Annotated in this window: 16 protein-coding genes and 1 pseudogene; 7 read left to right on the forward strand and 10 right to left on the reverse strand. The window is 70.2% G+C overall.

The annotated features are described in order from the left end of the window. Positions 1-10 precede the first annotated feature (10 nt). Entirely contained in the window at positions 11-469 is a 459-nt protein-coding gene (locus WME98_RS00690; RefSeq protein ID WP_437949433.1) for an SRPBCC family protein, read from the forward strand. 45 nt (positions 470-514) lie between these two features. Here WME98_RS00690 and WME98_RS00695 read toward each other — a convergent pair whose 3' ends face one another. The 3 genes from WME98_RS00695 to WME98_RS00705 form a co-directional block, all read right to left on the reverse strand. Further along, positions 515-1,864, reverse strand: coding sequence for a cytochrome P450 (locus WME98_RS00695; RefSeq protein ID WP_437949434.1), 1,350 nt, complete (start codon positions 1,862-1,864; stop codon positions 515-517). 23 nt (positions 1,865-1,887) lie between these two features. Beyond that, positions 1,888-3,183, reverse strand: coding sequence for a hypothetical protein (locus tag WME98_RS00700; protein WP_437949435.1), 1,296 nt, complete (start codon positions 3,181-3,183; stop codon positions 1,888-1,890). A 728-nt stretch (positions 3,184-3,911) separates the two neighbouring features. Continuing rightward, positions 3,912-4,388, reverse strand: a complete 477-nt coding sequence (locus WME98_RS00705; RefSeq protein WP_437949436.1) for a DUF333 domain-containing protein — start codon at positions 4,386-4,388, stop codon at positions 3,912-3,914. 338 nt (positions 4,389-4,726) lie between these two features. On the opposite strand from WME98_RS00705, the gene WME98_RS00710 reads away from it, so the two are divergent. The 6 genes from WME98_RS00710 to WME98_RS00735 all read left to right on the forward strand — a co-directional run bounded on the left by WME98_RS00710 (position 4,727) and on the right by WME98_RS00735 (position 12,019). Continuing rightward, a complete protein-coding gene (locus WME98_RS00710; protein ID WP_437949437.1) occupies positions 4,727-5,149 on the forward strand; it encodes a hypothetical protein in 423 nt (140 codons plus the stop codon). Between the two features lie 220 nt (positions 5,150-5,369). After that, complete coding sequence (locus tag WME98_RS00715; RefSeq protein ID WP_437949438.1) at positions 5,370-6,785, forward strand: hypothetical protein; 1,416 nt, start codon at positions 5,370-5,372, stop codon at positions 6,783-6,785. A 61-nt stretch (positions 6,786-6,846) separates the two neighbouring features. Then, positions 6,847-9,027 (forward strand): TonB-dependent receptor plug domain-containing protein, encoded by a 2,181-nt coding sequence (locus WME98_RS00720; protein WP_437949439.1) that lies wholly within the window; start codon positions 6,847-6,849, stop codon positions 9,025-9,027. Positions 9,028-9,184: 157 nt separating this feature from the next. Next, positions 9,185-10,159 (forward strand): YncE family protein, encoded by a 975-nt coding sequence (locus tag WME98_RS00725; protein WP_437949440.1) that lies wholly within the window; start codon positions 9,185-9,187, stop codon positions 10,157-10,159. Positions 10,160-10,462: 303 nt separating this feature from the next. Then, the gene (locus WME98_RS00730; RefSeq protein ID WP_437949441.1) at positions 10,463-11,509 is read left to right on the forward strand and encodes an AAA family ATPase; all 1,047 of its coding nucleotides are present in this window, start codon (positions 10,463-10,465) and stop codon (positions 11,507-11,509) included. Positions 11,510-11,512: 3 nt separating this feature from the next. Then, positions 11,513-12,019 carry a hypothetical protein gene (locus WME98_RS00735; protein ID WP_437949442.1) on the forward strand — a complete coding sequence of 169 codons (507 nt, stop codon included), beginning with the start codon at positions 11,513-11,515 and terminating at the stop codon, positions 12,017-12,019. A gap of 45 nt (positions 12,020-12,064) precedes the next feature. Here WME98_RS00735 and WME98_RS00740 read toward each other — a convergent pair. The 7 genes and pseudogenes from WME98_RS00740 to WME98_RS00770 all read right to left on the reverse strand — a co-directional run. Beyond that, a pseudogene (locus WME98_RS00740) lies at positions 12,065-12,178 on the reverse strand (ATP-binding protein); the annotation flags it as partial. A gap of 38 nt (positions 12,179-12,216) precedes the next feature. Then, the gene (locus WME98_RS00745; RefSeq protein WP_437949443.1) at positions 12,217-13,806 is read right to left on the reverse strand and encodes an IS1182 family transposase; all 1,590 of its coding nucleotides are present in this window, start codon (positions 13,804-13,806) and stop codon (positions 12,217-12,219) included. Between the two features lie 84 nt (positions 13,807-13,890). Continuing rightward, on the reverse strand, positions 13,891-15,333 hold the full coding sequence (locus WME98_RS00750; RefSeq protein ID WP_437949444.1) for a histidine kinase dimerization/phospho-acceptor domain-containing protein: 1,443 nt from the start codon (positions 15,331-15,333) through the stop codon (positions 13,891-13,893). 34 nt (positions 15,334-15,367) lie between these two features. Further along, positions 15,368-16,060, reverse strand: a complete 693-nt coding sequence (locus WME98_RS00755; protein WP_061625230.1) for a response regulator — start codon at positions 16,058-16,060, stop codon at positions 15,368-15,370. Continuing rightward, positions 16,057-16,755: a hypothetical protein gene (locus WME98_RS00760; RefSeq protein WP_437949445.1), complete on the reverse strand. Its 699-nt coding sequence runs from the start codon at positions 16,753-16,755 to the stop codon at positions 16,057-16,059. The genes WME98_RS00755 and WME98_RS00760 overlap by 4 nt, the downstream gene beginning before the upstream one ends. After that, the gene (locus WME98_RS00765; RefSeq protein WP_437949446.1) at positions 16,752-17,522 is read right to left on the reverse strand and encodes a hypothetical protein; all 771 of its coding nucleotides are present in this window, start codon (positions 17,520-17,522) and stop codon (positions 16,752-16,754) included. The genes WME98_RS00760 and WME98_RS00765 overlap by 4 nt, the downstream gene beginning before the upstream one ends. Beyond that, positions 17,519-18,304 carry a hypothetical protein gene (locus WME98_RS00770; protein ID WP_437949447.1) on the reverse strand — a complete coding sequence of 262 codons (786 nt, stop codon included), beginning with the start codon at positions 18,302-18,304 and terminating at the stop codon, positions 17,519-17,521. The genes WME98_RS00765 and WME98_RS00770 overlap by 4 nt, the downstream gene beginning before the upstream one ends. Between the last annotated feature and the right edge of the window lie 74 nt (positions 18,305-18,378).

Here is an 18,378-nt window from a genome sequence, read left to right on the forward strand (position 1 = left end):
CGAGGGCGTGATGAGCGCCCTGTACGTCGACATCAGCCGCGTCGTCGCCTGCCCGCGAGAAGTGGCGTTCGACTACATGACCGATCCGCGCAACGACCCGGACTGGTGGGAGTCCGTGCTCGATACGACGATCATGTCCACGACCGCGCACGGCGTGGGCACCAAGTACCGGCAGCGGTGCAGGCTCATGGGGCACCGCTTCGACATCGATTTCGCGGTAACCGCACATGACCGGCCGGAGATGTTCCGCCTGGAGACGAGCTCCGGCCCGGTCCGCTTCGAGGCCGAGTACCGCTTCACCGCGGCGGACGGCGGGACGCGGGTCCGCATGCTCGCGCCCGTCCGCGCCGACGGGCTGCTCTTCAGGCTCACCGGTCCTGTCTTCCAGTGGTATCTCCTGCGCGTCAACGAGCGCTACTTCGACAACCTGAAGCGGATCCTCGACGCGAAGGCGAGCCGCCAAGCCTGAGGGTCCGTCGCACGAGCATCGCGGGCCCGGGGAGAGCGAGCGAGATTATGCGAAGTTACGCGTCGGTCGTCTCACGATCGTCAACTCGACGGGCCTGGACGGCTGGAGCGTCACCGGGGCACGCGGCGTGATATCGCCGTCCCGGGATAAACGAACCGTGTAGCTCTGCGCGATCCTGGCGAGGACGACCTTTGCCTCCATGGTCGCAAAGTGCTGGCCGATGCAGACGGTCGGCCCTGCGCCGAACGGCAGGTAAGCGAGCGGGGGGAGCGACTTCTCGAAGCCGATCTCGAACCGCTCCGGGACGAACCGCTCAGGGGCCTCGAAGTATCGCGGGTCGCGGTGGATCAGGTACGGGCAGATGAACACGATGCTGCCGGCGCGAACCGTGTAGTTGCCGAACATGACGTCCTCGATGGGCGAGCGGCTGGTGAGCCAGAGCGGCGGGTACACGCGCAGCGTCTCTTTCACGAGCATGTCGAGATAGCCAAGGCGCGGGAGGTCGGCCAGCGTGGGCGTCCTGCCCTGCAGCACCTCGTCGACCTCCCGCTGCAGCTTCTCTGCTACTTCCGGACAACGCGCCAGCCGGTAGAGCGCCCACGTGAGCAGGTTTGCTGTCGTCTCATGCCCAGCCATGAGTATGGCCAGCACTTCGTCGCGCACCTCCCCATCGCTCATCGATGCGCCGTCGTCGCCTGTCGCGTTGATCAGCATCGAGAGCAGATCACCGCCGTCTCCCCCTCGCGCGCGGCGCCCGGCGATCATCTGGCGGGCCACGCTGTCGAGGATCCGAATTGCGCGCTTCATCTCGCGTTTGTGCCTGATGGGCAGCCAGTCGGGGACGACGAGGGCTCCGCGCAGCTCGAGCGCGAGTGTCTTCTGGAAGAGGGTCATCGCCTCGGCGATCGCGTCGATGTGCTCCGATACGTCGGAGCCCAGGATCGCTTCGCAGACGATGCTCAGCGTGGTCTCCATCATCTCGCGTTCGGCGACCACCTTGTCGGCGCGCCTCCAGCGCTCGATCAGCAGATCGGCGTGCCGCGTCATGATCGCCATGTAGCCCTCCAGCCGCTTGTGGTTGAAGGCGGGCTGGAGCAGCTTGCGCTTGCGGCGACGCGACTCGCCGTTGCTCAGCACGAGCGGCGCGCCAAGGAACTTCTTGCTGGCGAGCTCCATCAGCCTGTCCTTGTAGAAGATGTCCCCTCGCTTGACGAGCGCGTCATGAACGTACTCCGCTCTGTTCAGCAGGTACGCGTCAATGGGCCCTATTTTGAAGTGCGTCAGGTCGCCGTAGCGAGCGAGCCCGGAGAGGAACGGGAGGCCAGCGTACATGAGTTCGAGGGCCGAGCCAATGATAGGACGACCACGCGGACCGGGGGGATATACATGGATCATCGGCGCTTGCTCCTTCGGGCTGCTCAGACGGCATACTCACCCAGCGGGTCGTCATAATCCCGCATGTAGAGCGTCTCGTGAAAATCGACGAAGCGGCGAATGATCCGGCCCACGGCCGCGTCGCCGAGCAGTGCGTCGATCTCGCTCGTGCTGCTTGCCAGGCGAGCGCGAGACCGGTGGTACTCCCGCGCGGCGCAGGCGAGCTCCTCCTCGAACACCGGCAGCGCATCAGCGACGTCCGTGCTGTAGTCGTGTACGCAGAGGTTGAACTCCCGGTGCAGGACATCCTTTCGTATACGTGTGAACAGCGGCGCCCACTTTTTCAATGACTCGAGCAGCAGCGCGTCGAGCGTCCGCGCGTCAGAGCGGGCGGCGCTGGCCTTCAGGCTGTCCATGAGGGCCCGGCGCTCCCCGTCGGTCTGCGCCAGGAGGCGTGGGCCCACGTCGTTGAGCAGCCGCACCTGCAAGGCAGCGTCATGGAGCGCGCTGGTCAGGAGCCCCTCGTCGATGGCGATCGACAGCCCCGAACTGGGCCTGATCATCTCAACCAGCACCGCCACGTAGTAGGCCAGCGTGGGGATGACCATGATCGCACCGGTGCTCGCGCGCAGCCGCTCAGAGAACGTCATGCGTGGCTCTTCCAGGAGGCTGTCAACCCCCTCGTAGCGAGAGATCAGCCCCTGCGTGACCATCTCGCCCATGCGGCAGGAGGCGGTCGTCCTGGCGAGTTCGTACGTCGTCTCCACGTTCGCGATCAGGCTCGGCCACAGCGAATACTCAAGCTCCTCGCGCGACACCCCAGCGCGTTCGGACAAGAAGGCGTCGGCGAGCGCTCGATGCTTGTCAGGGCTGAGGCTCTGCTCGAACGCCGAGACGCGGCGCGCCATCGGCTCGACAGGTAGGAGCAACTGCTGCGCGGAACGCGGTGAGCCCTTGAGCCGCTCGATCATCGCGCCGTCGAACGCGCGCAGCAGCGCGCGCCGCGTCGCGAATTGGTCGTCGCCTTCCCTCGGGTGGGCGAGGCCGATCGCCAGGTTGTCCGACACGACCTCGTACATCTGCTGAACGTTGATGCTGGCCGCGTAGCCTGCGAGGCGCTCCCATTCATTGCCGCGAACGATGCCGTCGAGCAAGCCCACGGTCAGCCGGATCAACCCGTTGACACCGGCGAGCTGGAGCCACCCGTCGCGGAGCGAGTCGTCCGCGTCCAGGATCCACGAACAATACTCGCGGTACGTGCAGTGTGGCATCGTTTGCAGGCTGCGCTTCGCGCAGTCGATAGTGGCATCGAGTATCAAACGAAACGCCGTCGTTTCCATCCATACCTCCATGTTTCGCGGGGGCGCGCCGTCGGGCGCGCCTCCCGGGTAGCGTTCGACCAACTCGCGCCGGCTTGCGCGAGCGATGAACTGTCAAGCCGGGATGGTCGTCCAAGCCGCGGGCCACACAACCGCGCGTCTGGGGTGACGGACGCGGACGATAGCTTGGGCGAGCCAAGAGCTTGGCGAAGCCAAGGCAGGTGATGGCGCCGGCCGGACCGCCCAGACGCCAACCTTCCGATTGCGAAGCGCGCTCAGCGAATTGGTCGTGGCGCCACCCCGGACTATCCGGAGCCGTGGCCGAGGACGTACCCGAACTGGAAGCCGGCGAGCTTGGCTCTGATGGCAGCTCGTGCGGGTTGGTCGTCCTTGCCACGAATGCATGATTTTTGCGGCGGCCCACCCGAGAACGACGAGGACGCGCTCGCCCTGACTATCGGTCGAGTGGTCAACCGGAGCGGCCCGATCAGGTCTGTTTAGCTCGTCGCCTTTTGTGTCCTGCCCCACGAACAATCTCACGGATCGGCTCTGCGCCGCAAGGCCCAAATGCTGTCCAGCGCCATAGGGTCGATCCGTCTGACTCCGGCGGCAGTCGCCACGTTTCCGGGGGTCGGGGGCGCGTGGAGGGGGCGCGGCGGACGCGCCGCCGGAGGCGTCGCGCTCGCCGCCTCGTGAGGCGCGGCGTAGCCGCGGCGGCCAAGGCCAACGGCGGCTTCGCGGAGGCGATTTCAGCGACCGCGGGAGAGCACCGCGGCGAGCACCGGGTAACGGCCCCTTCCGCCGAACAACGTCCAGGCGCCGATGGCGGTTCTGTCGTCGAACGAGCACATCGCCACCGACACGCTGGGGGATCCGACGCTGGACCACGTCTGCGCCTGCCCGCCAGAGGCAGCACATCGCTGCTCAGCCCAGGTGGCATGAGCCCCCGGGAGCGGCGCGGCCGTGGATTTCACGAATTCGCGCAGGGCCTTGCCCCCCTCGCGCGATCGCACGGCGCGATAGAGCGTCCACTCCTCGACGATGGAACCATCGGAGAAACGACAGATGCCGACGTCTCCACCAGGCTCGCGGACGATGATCAATCGCCCGCCGACCTCCTCGCAGAAGACCGACGCCGGGTTCGGTATGGCCAGGGACGGTCCGGCTTCGGTCATGCCGGCGACCAGGACCATCAACCCCAACCCAGGAGCGATCGGAAATTTCATGAGCTCTCCTCCGGACCCGGTGTCCACGCCATGGTCTCTCATGGAGCTACACGTGCAGGATCACCAGGGTGCCCCTCACGGCGGGGAGGGCGCGCAACCCGCGCGGGAGCGAGGAAGCGTGCGCCAGCGTGCCCATCGGCGGCGGCGCGCCCGTGAGCGCGTGGAGCGGGGCGTCGGCCCGACCGACCACGCGCGGCGGCGGCGTCGCTCGTCAGGCGCTCGCGCGTCGCTGCGTCGAACGCCTCCCGTTCCCGCGGATGGAGCTCCATGACAAGCGAGTGCCCGCGCGATTCTCCCGCATCGCCGGCGAAGACGAGCGCGCGCGCGATGGAGGCAGCATGAATACGATCCGGATTCGCCTGGGGACCTCTGCGCTCCTTGCCGTGGCTTCCTTCTCGCTCGTGATCGCGGGCTTCGCCGACACGATGGAAGTCGCGGAGGACGAGCGGGAGGTGGATTGGCAGGCCTGTCAGCGGTGGCATGCCCACGCATCCAGCCAGGTGGAGCGCGTCCGGGCCGCTCACCGGGCATGCGCCACCGACAACGATTGCGTCATGGTCGATACGAGCACCGACTGCGGCGGCACCTGTGGCGAGGTGATCCACCGGGCAGGCGTCCAGCAGATGAGGCGCGTCATCTCCCACCTCAACGCGACCGTATGCCGCGAGCACCGGCGGATGGGCTGCCCCTACGGCACGCCTGCGTGCCTGGCGTCCAGGGCCGTCTGCGCCGGCGGGGCGTGCACGTTCACCCCTCTGTAGGCGGCGTCGCGCGAGCCTGCGGAGGGCTCGCCGCCCAGCGCGTGGGACGGAAACCGCTTGCCGCGCGCCCATGAACTGTGTATGTGCACAGATCGGGTCCTTAGGGGGACATTGGGGGGGGAACAGCGACCGCTGGACGGCGGTGCGCCGGGTCACCACCCCCAGGTTTGGCGGCATCCCGACGACGCTCCGTAGCAGCGTCACGCGCTGAAGAGACACCATGCGGAACCTGTTGATCCTCATGATCGCCGCCGCGCTGGTAGGATGCTCGGGCGAGGAGCCCGGGGCGAAGAACGTCCTCCAGCTCGGGGGGATCGTCGACCGGACCGGCGACATCGCCAACCCGAACTGGTACTCGGCCATCGCGATGGCGCAGGACCAGATGAACGTCGCGCTCCAGCGCGCGGGCTACGAGGACCTGGCCTTCGACTTCGCGCTGCGGGACTCCAAGAACACGAGATCGCTGGCCATCTCGCTGGCGCAGGAGCTCGTTTCGGGCGGGGCGAAGGCGCTCGTGCTCGACTCAAGCCCGAACACCGAGGGCGTGGCGAGCCTGATCTACGACCCCGATCCTGCGCGGCGGATCGGCGTCCCCACCGTGTCGATGGCGGCCTCGTCGCCCTTCCTGAACAACCCGGACGACCGGAGCGAGGACCCGCTCGTGCGGGCGGCGCGCCGCGACGAGGAGGGGTGGGTGTTCCGCACCTCCATGAGCGCCTTGCCCCAGACGCGGGTGGTCATGAACATCCTCCTGAGGAAGGGCATCGCCGACAAGGACCACCTCAAGATCTCCGTCCTCGGAACGAAGAACGCCTTCGGCGTCGGCTACGTGTCTGCCCTCGCCACCGCCGCCGAGGCCGTGCGCCCTCGCGACGCGCCCGCGCCGGTCATCGAGGGCATCTTCTACGTGCCGAGCGGCACCGGGGGCGTGCCCACGGACTACAACTTCGCGGACGAGCTCAAGCGCCTCGTCGACGACGTCACGGAGCTGACCGACGAGGAAGGCAACACGATCGGCGAGGCCGCGCGCCGGAGCCCCCCGGACGTCATCATCGACGCGTCCAACTCCGGTCACAACATCAACGTGACGAAGAACTACAGCGCCCCCATTCCGCTGCTGCACCATGACACGTTTCGGCGCGCGCAGGTGATCGAGGGGCTCGGGGGCGCCGCCGACGGGCAGGAGGGGACGTCGCCGGTCCTGTTCGAGCCGGGGCCGTCCGGCGAGGCGTTCGTCCACGCGCTGGGGGTGGCCGGCGCGGTCGAGGTCGGGGCGTTCGACGCGGTCGCTTACGACGCTGCGGCCGTGCTCATGCTGGCGTCGCTGGTCGCGTCCGCGAGGCTCGATGACCCGACCGACGTGGCCCCGGCGCAGATCCGCGACGCGCTGAGCGAGATCAACGCGCCCGCCGGGGCCGTCGTCCGCCCCGGCGAGGCTGGGTTCGCGGAGGCGATCGCGCGGGTCGCGCGGGGCGAGCCCATCAACTACGAGGGCGCCTCCGGCAGCTGTGATTTCGATCCCCAGGGCGATGTGCTCATGAAGGTCGCGCACTGGACGATCGAGCAGCGGTCGTTCCGGGATATCGCCATCTTCGATTGCGTGCAGCCCAGGTGTCCGCTCATCCGGAACCGGTGACCCGAGCTCGTGGGGTGGGATCATGAGGCGTCGCGCGGTTCCGGTTCGAGTCGCGGTGGGCGTGGCGGCGCTCGTGGGCGGCGCGGCGAGCGGCGCGGGCGCGCAGCCGGCCGGCGGTCCGCCTTCGCGGGCGGCGGCGACCTCGATCCAGGGGACGGACGCCCTGGCGCAGATGTCGCTGGAGGAGCTGCTCAACGTCCAGGTGGTCACCGCGAGCGGCGGTGAGGCGGAGGATCGCTCGATCGCCGCCGCGAACCTGGTGGTCATCGGCAAGGAAGAGATCAGGACGCGCGGGTGGCGCTCGCTCGCCGAGGTGCTCGCGAACACCCCGGGGCTCTACGTGATCGACGACCTGGTGCTCCCCTCCGTCGGCGTGCGGGGCGTGACCGGCGGGCTCCGCGCGGGCTCGCGGATCGTCAAGGTGATGATCAACGGGCACTCCGTGATCTTCCAGCCCGATCTGACGGCGCTCCTCGGGCCGGAGTACATTCCGATCGAGTGCGTCGAGCGCGTCGAGATCGCCAAGGGGCCTTTATCAGCGCTGTACGGGGCCAACGCGTTCCTCGCCACGGTGAACGTCATCACGCGAGACGCCCGCGGCGGCGCCTCGGGGGCGGAGCTGTCGGCGCGAGGCAACTGGATCTCGGAGCAACCTGGCTACGGCGGGACCCTCCTGGCGCAGCAGGCGGCGGGCGGCTTCGGCGTCCTCGCCGCGTACGGCTTCGACCGCACGGATCGCTCGGGGCTCCGGATCGAGCGTACGTTCCCCGGGCAGCGCCCGGAGCTCCCGGCGTACGCGCCGTTCTTCGCCGAGGAGAGCCGGGACGACATCGCCGCGCCTTCGAGCTTTTACGCCCAGCTGAGCGTCGAGGCCGGCGCCCTGGGCAGCCTGAAGGTCCAGGGGGGCGTCCAGCGGCTCGACTCCATGGGGGAGTTCCAGCTCAACTCCGCGCTCACCCACGCCTCCCGGCATTCGCTCCAGAACGCGTGGGCGAGCGTCCATCACGACAAGGCGTGGACGCCGCGCCTCGCGACGCAGCTCTCGGCGGGCGTCTCGCGCGGCGCGCCGACCCGGGAGGAGGAGCTGTTCCTCACGGGCGTCCGCGCGACCTCGTTCCGCCGCAATTTCGCGTCGACCACGTTCCAGATGGGGGCGCGCGTCGACGCGTCGCTGTCCGAGGCGATCACCGTGAGCGGCGGGGCGGACTCCATCGTCGATCTCGCCGACGTGCTGTATTACACGGAGATCTACCGGGCCGAGGTCGGCGGCCACGCGAGCGGCGACGAGGTCGACCTGGTCTCCGGCGCGGATCTGCGCGCCGCGATGCTCTCGACGAGCGGGGCCTTCGCGCAGATCCAGGTGAGCCGGCCTCCGGGGCTGGAGGGGCTCCACCTCTCGGCGAACGTCCGGCTCGACAAGCCCAACCACTGGGACGCGCAGGCGTCCTGGCGGGCCTCCGCGGCGTACCGCTGGCACGACAGCCTGGTGACCAAGCTGATCGTGGGGCGGTCCTACCAGGCGCCGTCGGCCGTTCTCCTCTACGGCTTGACCGGCTTCGGGCGGAGCAACAACGTGATCGGCAGCGAGACGCTGCCGTCCGCGCCGCCGCTCCGGCCGCAGGCGGTTCGATCCGCCGAGGTCGTGGTGAGCGGCGGGCTCTCGATGTTCCTGTTCGAGGCCGCCGCCTACGTGCAGGAGATCAAGGATCGTATCGAGTTCACGTCGCACGGCGCGAACTTCGTGGGGCGCAACCAGGGCGACGAGGTGCACGCCGGCGCCGAGCTGAGCCTGCGGCTGGCCCACGAGCGGATCGCGCCTTACGTGAGCGTCGCGGCGAACGGCCGCGTCGCCCGCGCCGAGCAGGGTGAGGAGCTTGTCTACGAGATGGATACGGAGCTCCCGCTGGTTCCGTTCGTCTTCGCGCTGGGCGGCCTGGACGTCCGGATCCCGGAGGCCCACGTCAACATCAATGTTCACGCGAAGCTCGTGAGCGCGCGAGGCGCAGCCCAGGGCAACGTCCTGCTCAACGACAGCGAGCCGTACGCGTTGCCGGGCTATGCCACGTTCGACGCCACGATCTCGAGCGTGCGCGCGGATCTGCTCGGCGATGGCTCGGAGACGGGTGCGAGCGTATCGGTCAAGAACCTCCTCGACCAGCGGCGCTCGGAGCCGGGATTCGGGGGCTTCGACGTTCCCGTCGTGGGGCGGAGCGTGGCCGTGAACGTGACGCACGCGTTTTAGGTGGCGGATCGCGACTCGGAACCGAGGGCTGTTCAGCGCGCGTGAACGCCGAGCAAGAAATCCGCGCCGGTTTCCGCCGGTGCGCGGCGCGATTCACGTTGGCCTCCTCCCCGTCGCATCCTAGATTTCATCGCTCGCTGCTGGAGTTGATGAATCCATGAACCATCGACGACCGCGATGGCCGCTCTTGCTGAGCGCGCTCATGACCTTCGAGCGCCGGGCGCGGCTCCTCTGGCTGAGCACCCTGGTGCTGGCCTTCTTCGCCGGAAGGGCGTCGTCGACGTGCGGCGTCGCGGAGCATGCCGACGTGGCCCCGACCCGGGCCCTGCCGGACGGCGGGGTCGCGAGCGACTCCCCGCATGCCGGGCGGCCAGGCGTCGCCGACGGCGGGTCCCGCGCCGAGGCGATCCCGCTCGACGCGGGGTGGCCGGGCCATGACGGCAGCCTCCGCGCCGTCTACCGCATCGTACCGCGCCGGAACGTCGCCCCCGCGATGGGCAACTCGGTGGGCGTCACCCACGACGGGCGCAGGCTCTGGCTGCTCTCGAGCAACGAGGTCCGGCACGTGCTCTACGAGCTCGACGAGGCGACGAGCACGCCGCTCCGCGCCCACCCGCTGCCGGCGCTGATCGGCGCGCAGGGCACGTCCGCGCACGGCATCGCCTGGGTCGACGGCGCGATCTGGATCGCGATCGCCGGCACCACGAACGAGCTCGTGCAGGTCAACCCGGACACCGGCCGCATCCTCCGCAGGCTCTCGGCGCCCACCGAGCTCGGCCCCACCGGGCTGTCCTTCGATGGCGAGCACCTGTGGCTGTCGAGCACCACCGGGCACGTCTATCGGATGTCGACGCAGAACGGCGGCATCGAGCAGCGGTTCCTCGCCGGGAGCCCCGAGGTGCGCAGCCAGGGCGTCGCGCACCGCGCCGGGGAGATCTGGGTCGCCGGGCTCTTCGAGCAGATGGTCGTCTACTCGTCGCGCGACGGCGCGCTGCTCGGCGCCGTGACGACCGCAGGAGGCGTGCACCTCCCCCGGGAAGACCTCGGGCAGCTGTGCTTCGTGGGGGACGAGCTCGTGGTCCTGAGCCAGCGCGGGCTGACGTACTACCGTCCCGAGCGCGTGGCGGAGTAGCCGCTTCGAGGGCCGGGAGCTCCGGCCGCACGGCGACCACAGCGACGTTCGAGGCTCACATGGGTGCGCGTGGCCGCCGGCCAGCCTCCAGCGTCACGCCTCGAGGTTGCTGTTCAGGGGGCGGTTCGCGCTGTCCAGCGCCGCGCCCCGGTGGTCGGCCCTTGTTGGGCGAGGCTGGTCCGGCTACGGTGCGTCGCCGCGCGGCATGGTCGCTTCGATCGGAAGGGGAAACACGTTGAAGCTCGAAGGCGTCACGAACGGCGCGGAAACGAAGGACCAGCTCGAGCTCTTCGAAGGCAAGACATGATCAAGTCGCTTCATGTCAAGAATTTCACCGTCTTCAGCGAGGCGGATCTCGACTTCGGGCAGCATCTGAACGTGTTCGTTGGGGAGAACGGCACGGGAAAGACGCACGCGCTGAAGCTCGCCTACTCCATCCTCGCCACAAGCTGGGAGGAGGGGCGCAAGCCGCACGCCGCACCCCCGACCAAGGCGGCTCTGCAGACCCGCCTCGCGGACAAGCTCGTCAGCGTGTTCCGCCCGGAGGCCCTGGGACGCCTCGCCCGGCGGAAGCAAGGTCGTGAGCGCTGTGACGTGCGGATGACCTGCACCAACGAGGCCTGGGATATCTCGTTCGGCTTCTCGACGCAGAGCAAGTCGGACGTATCGATCGACGCGCTCCCCACCGACTGGGTCGACGCGGCGCCGGCTTACCTGCCCACACGGGAGCTCCTCACCATCTATCCAGGCTTCGTGTCCGTGTACGAGAACCACTATCTCGAGTTCGAGGAGACATGGCGCGATACCTGCGTGCTCCTCGGCGCGCCGCTCAAGAGGGGCGCCAAGGAAAAGCGCGTCCGGGAGCTCCTTGACCCTCTGGAGGAGGCGATGGGGGGGGCGATCGAGCTCGACAAGAACGGTCGGTTTTACTTTCGCAGCGCGACCGGCCGCATGGAGATGCCGCTCGTCGCGGAAGGCCTCCGCAAGCTCGGCATGCTCGCCCGCCTCATCGCGACAGGGGCCTTGCTCGACAAAGGGTGCCTGTTTTGGGACGAGCCGGAGGCGAACCTCAACCCCCGCATCATCAAGAAGGTCGCCGGCAGCATCGTCGATCTGAGCCTCGGCGGCATCCAGGTGTTCATCGCGACGCACAGCCTGTTCTTGCTGCGCGAGATCGAGATGCTGCTCGCACAGAAAGAGGGAGAGGTCGACGCGCGCTTCTTCGGGCTGCACCTGTCGGACGCCGGTGTCTCGGTCCAGCAAGGGCCCTCCGTGGACGACATGGGGACCATCGCAGCGCTCGACGAGGAGCTCGAGCAGTCGGACCGCTTCCTGAGCGCGGGAGACTGAGTCATGCCGACCGTCGCCGTCGATGGCCTGAATTTCGAGTTCCCGAGCACCTGGGGGACAACCAAGTACGACGAATGGACGTTCTACCGTAAGCAGTTCTCGGTGGTGCGCGACGGGCTCAAGGCGCTCGACCTGCTCGCCGTCGATCCAGAGGGGACCGCGTGGCTCATCGAGGTCAAGGACTACCGGGTCCACGCGCGCACGAAGCCGTCCGCGCTGGACGACGAGGTTGCAGGCAAGGTCCTGGACACGCTCGCTGCCATGCTCCCGGCGAAGGTCAACGCCAACGACGCCGAGGAGGCGGAGATGGCCACGGCCGTGCTCGGCGCGAAGAAGCTGCGGGTCGTGCTCCATCTGGAGCAACCCAAGAAGCACTCGACGCTGCGGCCGCGTGCCATCAATCCCGCGGATGTCCAGCAGGCGCTGCGGCGCCGGCTCAAACCCATCGACGCCCACCCCTTCGTGGCGGAGACGAGCCGCATGGGCTCCCTCGCCTGGAGGGTGACATGACCCGCACAAAGCCCTGACGCGCTCGCTCAGCCTCCTCTCCCCGCCCTACTGCCTCACCGGCAGCTCCACCACGAACGTCGCCCCCTCCCCCGGCGCGCTCTCCACGCTCACCGCCCCGCCGTGCGCCTCGACAACGCTCTTCACGATGGCGAGCCCTAGAACGCCGAACGGGTTGAAAATCATCTAATTCCAATTAGTTACGCAGCCTCCTGGATCAGCCGCTGAGCCGCCTCGAGATTCTGGATCGCTGCGGCGCGCCGGAGGTCGAACAGGTTTCTCCTGGCGCCGATGTAGCGCGCGCTGTGTCCTTTGCGTGCCGCGATGTGGGCAAGCGCATGCTCCACAGCTGTCCGCTGCCGGAGCACGGCGCGTCCTGGCCCGGTCTGCTGCAACTTCCGGAACTTGCCCTGCAGAGCTTCGTCCTCGGCGATGGACACGGTCCGCCCTCGCCCCGAGGCAGCTTGCGTGCACTTGGCTCGAAGGGGGCACGCGCCGCACTCCTCGGGATCGAACTCGACCGTGTCGCCCGGCTCGAACACCTCGACCTGTCCCGCTGGACACGTGATTGTCTTGGCGCGCGGGTCGATCTTGAAATCGCGCTTGCTGAACAAATCGGGGCTTCGAGCCCGCTGGCCCCAAGGCTTCGAGAACACCTGGCCACCCGCGCGGATCACGTCGTCAACGACGGGACTGTTTACGTAGGCGCGATCAATGTGGAGCTCGACGAGGCGCAGCCGCTGACGCTGGACGTCCTCGGCGATCGGTGCGGCACCCTCTTCTTCGGGCCGATTTGCAGGCGTGACCGCGCAGGCGACGATGACGGGAAGGTCAAGATCGCGTGCGATGTGTTCCTTGTAGCCGTCGAACCGCTTCGAGCGACTCTTGCGGCCGTGGCGCATCTCGGCGTCCTCGATCGAGACACGGCGGTCGGGCGCAACCCCTTGCCGGATGCGAACGGTCCCGTCCTCGGCGGTTTCCAGGTCCTGGTCTCCCACCTGTGTGAGCGCATCCAGATACATGCGCAGCGGCTGCTCGACGACGTCGTCCAGATGGCGGTCGACCCATTGCTGCAGTGACGAGACCTGCCGCTCCAGGATCTGAATCGCCGCTGCCTTCTGTTTCGGGTCGCTCCAGTCGAGATCGAGCCCGGCCTTGATGCTGGGAGCCAGAAGCAGCGGGATGCCCGCCTTGCGGCAGATCTCCTCACGCGGACGCTCCGTGATCTTTGACACGACGCGGACGATGCTGCGTGCAGCATGGCCGAGCAGGTTGATCGTGTCTTCAACCCGACCGGCCCCCGCTAAAGGGCGGCTATCGATGGCTACCCGCAGCGCTTTGGATACCGCGCGCCTCTCGCCCTCCGTCATCGCGCCGGACCGAACGAGCGCCACGGTCCGCTCCAGCAGCACCCGGTCCATCTCGTGCGCGACCATCCGCTCTCGGAACGCCTGTAGCGCGCCCTGCGAGAACGGCGGCGTGGCCGCACCCAGGCAGCCGAGCACCATCTGCCAGCGCAGGTCAACTACGGCCAGCTCCACCGCCTCGGCATCCGATGCGCCGACGTAGCCTTGGAGCAGCGTAACCATGCACATCAGCGCCGGCGGATGCGGCGGCTCACCTGCCCCCGTCGTCCGGTACATGCCCTCCAGCTGCTCCTGGAAGGTCTCATCGAACAGCTCGTGCCGGTGCAGCCTGAGAAAGCCGAACAGTGCTCTCACGCGTGTCAGCCGTTTCATCAGCGCCTGCTCCTGCCGCGACAGCTCCACCGGCGGCGACCATCGTTCCATCCGTGAACCTCCGGACGCGGACGAGATCATGGCCCGGGCGAGACGGTCGAGCCTTCCATCGAAGAGCGCAGAATTATCACAAAATCAACCTGATCGGTCCTCTAGCCCCGTCCCGTTCCGGCTCTCGTCGGTCGTGAAGAACCGATCGAAGATCCGCGCCCGATGCTGCGCCGGCACTCCGGGCCCCCGGTCGCGCACCGAGATCCTCGCCGTCCTCCCGCCCTCCCCGCCCTCCACGGTCACCACCACCGCCTCCCCCGGCGGCGAGAACCTCACCGCATTGTCCAAGAGGTTCAGCAGCGCCGTCTCCAGGTCCGTCTGCCGCGCCCGCAGCAGCCGCTTCTGCATCTCGTACCGCAGCACCACCGGCTTCTCGGGGGCCCTGCACCGCTCCACCACCCGCGCCACGAGCGCCTCCAGGTCGAGCACCGTCATCGCCTCGCTCGAGGCCTCGATGCGGCTCAGCTCCAGGAGCCGCGACACGAGCCGATCGAGCCGCGCCACGTCGAGCTCGATGTTCCGCAAGAAGCGCCGCCGCGCCTCGGGATCGTCCGCCGCCCCCTCGTCGAGCAGCTCGGCCGCCCCACGGATCGACGTAAGCGGCGACTTGAACTCGTGCGCCACGTCGGCCGCGAAATCCGAGATGTACCGCAGGCGCGCCCCCAGCCGCTCGTTCATCGCCGCGAACGACGCGCCGAGCTCGCGGATCTCGCCGCTCCCCGAGACCGGCACCTCGATGTCGCGCTCGCCCGCCGCGATGCGCTTGGCCGCGCGCGAGAGCCTGCCGAGCGGCCTCGAGATCGACCACGCGAGCGCCAGCGTCACGAGGCCGGTGAACAGGCTCGCGCTCAAGAGGACCTGGATCAGGCCCGACCGGATCCGGTGCAGCTCCACGAGCACCGGCTGCGTCGATCGCACCACGTAGACGGCGCCCAGCACCTCGCCGCCCCAGCGGATCGGCTCGGCCAGGAACAGGAAGACCGCCGGCTGCCGCTCCCGGACCCGCGTCCTCGCGCCGCGGCGCCCCGAGAGCGCGTCGCGCACCTCCGGGCGGTCCGCGACCTCGGGCCAGCGCTCGCGCGCGTCCCTGCCGAAAGGCCGCACCCCGCCTTCGAGATCGCCGAGGCCGACGCCTGAACCGCCCCGGGAGCGCGCCGGGAGCAGCGCGGGCGCCGCCGGCTCCGGCCCCTCGGGCGGGCCGTTCTCGTGCGAGTCGACGACCACCGCGCCCGCCGCGTCGAGGATCCGCACGCGCGTGCGCGTGCGCCGCGCGGCCTGGGTCAGCACGTCGCCGTGCTCCGGCGCGTCGAGCTCGAGCCCCCGGTCGAGACCCGACGCGAGCATCGCCGCCACCAGGGCCGCCTGGTTCGCCATGTCGCGCTCCAGCGAGCCGAGCAGCTGCCGCTCGTAGATCCGCGCGAACTCGAGCCCCGCCGCCGGCACGAGCAACACCACCAGGTTGACGACGAGCAGCCGGACGCGGATCCGGCCGAGCTCCCGGCGGAGGCGCTCGATCATCGGGCGCATCGCGCGCATCGGTCGGCCCGGCATCGCGGCCCGGCTACGCGCCCTGCACCTTGTAGCCGACGCCGTGGACGGTCGCGATCGGATCGCCGCCAACGGCGCGGAACTTGGCGCGAATCCGGCGAACATGGGTGTCGATGGTGCGCTCGGTGATGAGGTTGTCGTAGCGGTAGGCGCGCTGCATGAGCTGACCGCGCGAGAGCACGACGCCCGGCCGCTCGAGCAGCGCGCCGAGCACGCCGAGCTCGGTCGCGGTGAGCGACACGGCCTGCCCGAGGTAGCGGGCCTCGTGGCGGTCGGTGTCGACCTCGATCGGGCCGTGGCGGAGGACCGCGGCGCGCGCCTCGGCCGGCGCGGGGGGCGGCGCCTCGGCCCGCCGGAGCAGCGCGCGCACCCGCGCCACGAGCTCGCGCGGCGAGAAGGGCTTGGCGAGGTAATCGTCGCCGCCGAGCTCGAGGCCGACGATCCGGTCGACCTCGTCGCCGCGCGCCGACAGAAAGAGGATCGGCGTCCTGCTCCCGGCGCGCAGCCGCCGGCACACCTCCAGGCCGTCGAGCTCGGGGAGCATCACGTCGAGCACCACGAGGTCCACGCTCCCCGCCCCCGCCGCCTCGATCGCCGCGCGGCCGTCGGCGACCGCCGTGACGGTGTAGCCCTCCTTCTGCAGGGCGTAGAGCAGGACCTCGCGGATGCGCGCCTCATCGTCGACGACCAGGATGTGCTTGCTCACGTCGCGATCGGTCCCTCTGATCCGGCGCCGCCGTGCGCGTCGATCGCCGCGCCGAGGCCCTCCACGCGCGCCCAGACCTCGGACACGATACCACCGACGCCCTCGACCGAGGATCCGGCGAAGCGCGCCAGGACGAGCTGCGTGCGCAGCGCCTGGACGAGATCCGCGAGCTCCTCGAGGGCGCGGGCGTCGCGATCGCGCATCGCCCGGAGGCGCCGGATGTTCTCGAGGTGGAGGTGCGCCGTCGCCAGCGCGCGCCCCCCCGCGCCGCCGCGCTCGATCTCGGCGACGCGCGCCGCGGCGGCGGCCTCGTCGAAGCCGCCCTGGCGGAGCAGCGCGTCGAGCTCGGCGTGGCGGGCGGCGGCGCGCGCCACCTCGGCCTCGATGCGCGCGGCGGCGTCGCGCGACAGGAGCGCCTCGAACGACGTGCCGGCGCAGGCGCTGACCCCCTCGCGCAGCGCGCCCTGGACGCGCGCGGCGGCGGTGCCGGCGTCGCCGTCCGGCCGCCCGCCGCCGTCCCCGCGGCCGGCGGTGAGCGCGACGGGGGCCCAGATGGGCCAGAGCGGCACGCAGAGCGCCGCGGAGAGGGCGGCGCGGCGGCGCGCGTCGCCGCGATCGCGCGAGGCGCGGTACACCGCGACGGCGCACGCGAGGCCCGCGAGCAGGTACAGGACCGAGAGGTCGCGGAGGCTCATCGCGCCGCCTCCGTCGGGCCGACGCTCGCGGCGTCGTCGTCGACCGGGATGGGGCCGTCCAGCGACGCGGGGGTGCGCTCGGGGAGCCGCTCGAGCGAGCGCGGATCCTCGTCGTAGATCCCGAGCGCGGAGCGGCAGCTCCTGACGAGCGCGTCGGAGAAGCTCCCCTCGCGGGCGCGCACGAACGGGATCTCCTTCTGGCTGGGCCGGCCGAGGTACGGCCGGAGCATCCACGCGGCCTGCCCGCCGACGGCGAAGAACACGGCCATGAAGGCGACCGCGGTGAGGCCGCGGCCCTGGCCGGCGCCGATGCCGCGCACGAGCACGCCGAGCGCGGCGAGGCCCGCGGCGGCGTAGGCGAGCCAGGCGGCGACCGAGGAGGCGTGGTAGCCGAGCCCCAGGTCGATGAGCAGCCAGAGCACCGGCGCGAACGCGAGCAGCACGAGCGAGGAGCGGCCCGCCGACGCGAGGACGAGGGCGATGATCGACCGCATCGGCCAGGGGCGGCCGAGGACCGCCGCGAGCGCGTGGAACGCCGGGGCGCAGAGCGCGAGCGTGATCAGCATCGCGAGCGGCACCTTCACGGCCGCGTAGAGGATCTGCTCCTTGCCGCGGAAGCTCCCGATCACGCCGCCGAACACGGCGGAGCCGAGGGCGATGGCGCCGAGCGACGCGAGCGCGATGGCGCGGATGTCCCTGTCTTCACGGCAGCTGGCGGCGACCTCGGCGGGCGCCCGGAGCAGGCGGCTCACGACGGCGGCGCTCACAGGACACCTCCTTTCAGGATGGGGAGCGTCCCCCACCAGACGCGCAGGGCGAGCGCGACCGCGAACCCGGCGAACCCGAGGAGCGCCGCGGTGGTGCCGGACCAGGTGAGCGGGCCCCGATCGGGCCGGAGCACGGCGCCGAGATCGTGCAGCAGGACGCGCACGCCGATGACGCCGGCGACCGCGAGGCCGATGAGCCCCATGATCGCCGCCGTCTCGTGCGCCCCGCTCGTGACGACGAAGAGCGCGGCGGCGGGCGCGAGGCCGCCGAGCACGAGCCCGGTCGCCGCGGCGGCGCGCGCCGTGGCCGACAGGGCGCGCGCGGGGTCGAGCGGCGCGTCGAAGAGGGTGAGGACGATCGTCAGCGCGGGGACGCCGAGGCAGGCGACGGCGACCATGGCCGCGGGGACGCCGGCGGCGTGCTGGACGAGCGACACGCCGCCCTGGCGCGCGCCGAGCGCGAGCCCGTACAGCGCGGCGAGGCCGACGCCGACGCCGAACCTGGCGAGGTCCCGGCGGAGATCCGCGGCCTGCCGCTCGGCGAGGAGAGAGGCCGTCCAGCCGGGGTGTGCGGCGCGCGCTGCGGGCCCGGCGGCGGCCGCGCTGGCGGCTGCGCTGGTCGCGCGCTCGGCGGCTGCGCTGGCCGCGGGCTCGGCGGCTGCGCCGGCCGTGGGCGGCGCTGGTGTGTCGACCCGGGACGCCGCGGGCTCGGAAGCGCCGGCGTCCGTGCCGGGCTCCGTCGAGGATGGGGGGATGAGGAGACAGGGAGCTTGCGCCTGCACAGGACCTCCGTGGGGGTGAGCGCTGCGCGGCACGCTCGACCGAGCCTCCTCTGGCGATCGTCGGAGCGCGATCG

This window comes from Sorangium sp. So ce296 (assembly GCF_051529605.1).
Lineage (GTDB): Bacteria > Myxococcota_A > Polyangia > Polyangiales > Polyangiaceae > Sorangium > Sorangium cellulosum_D.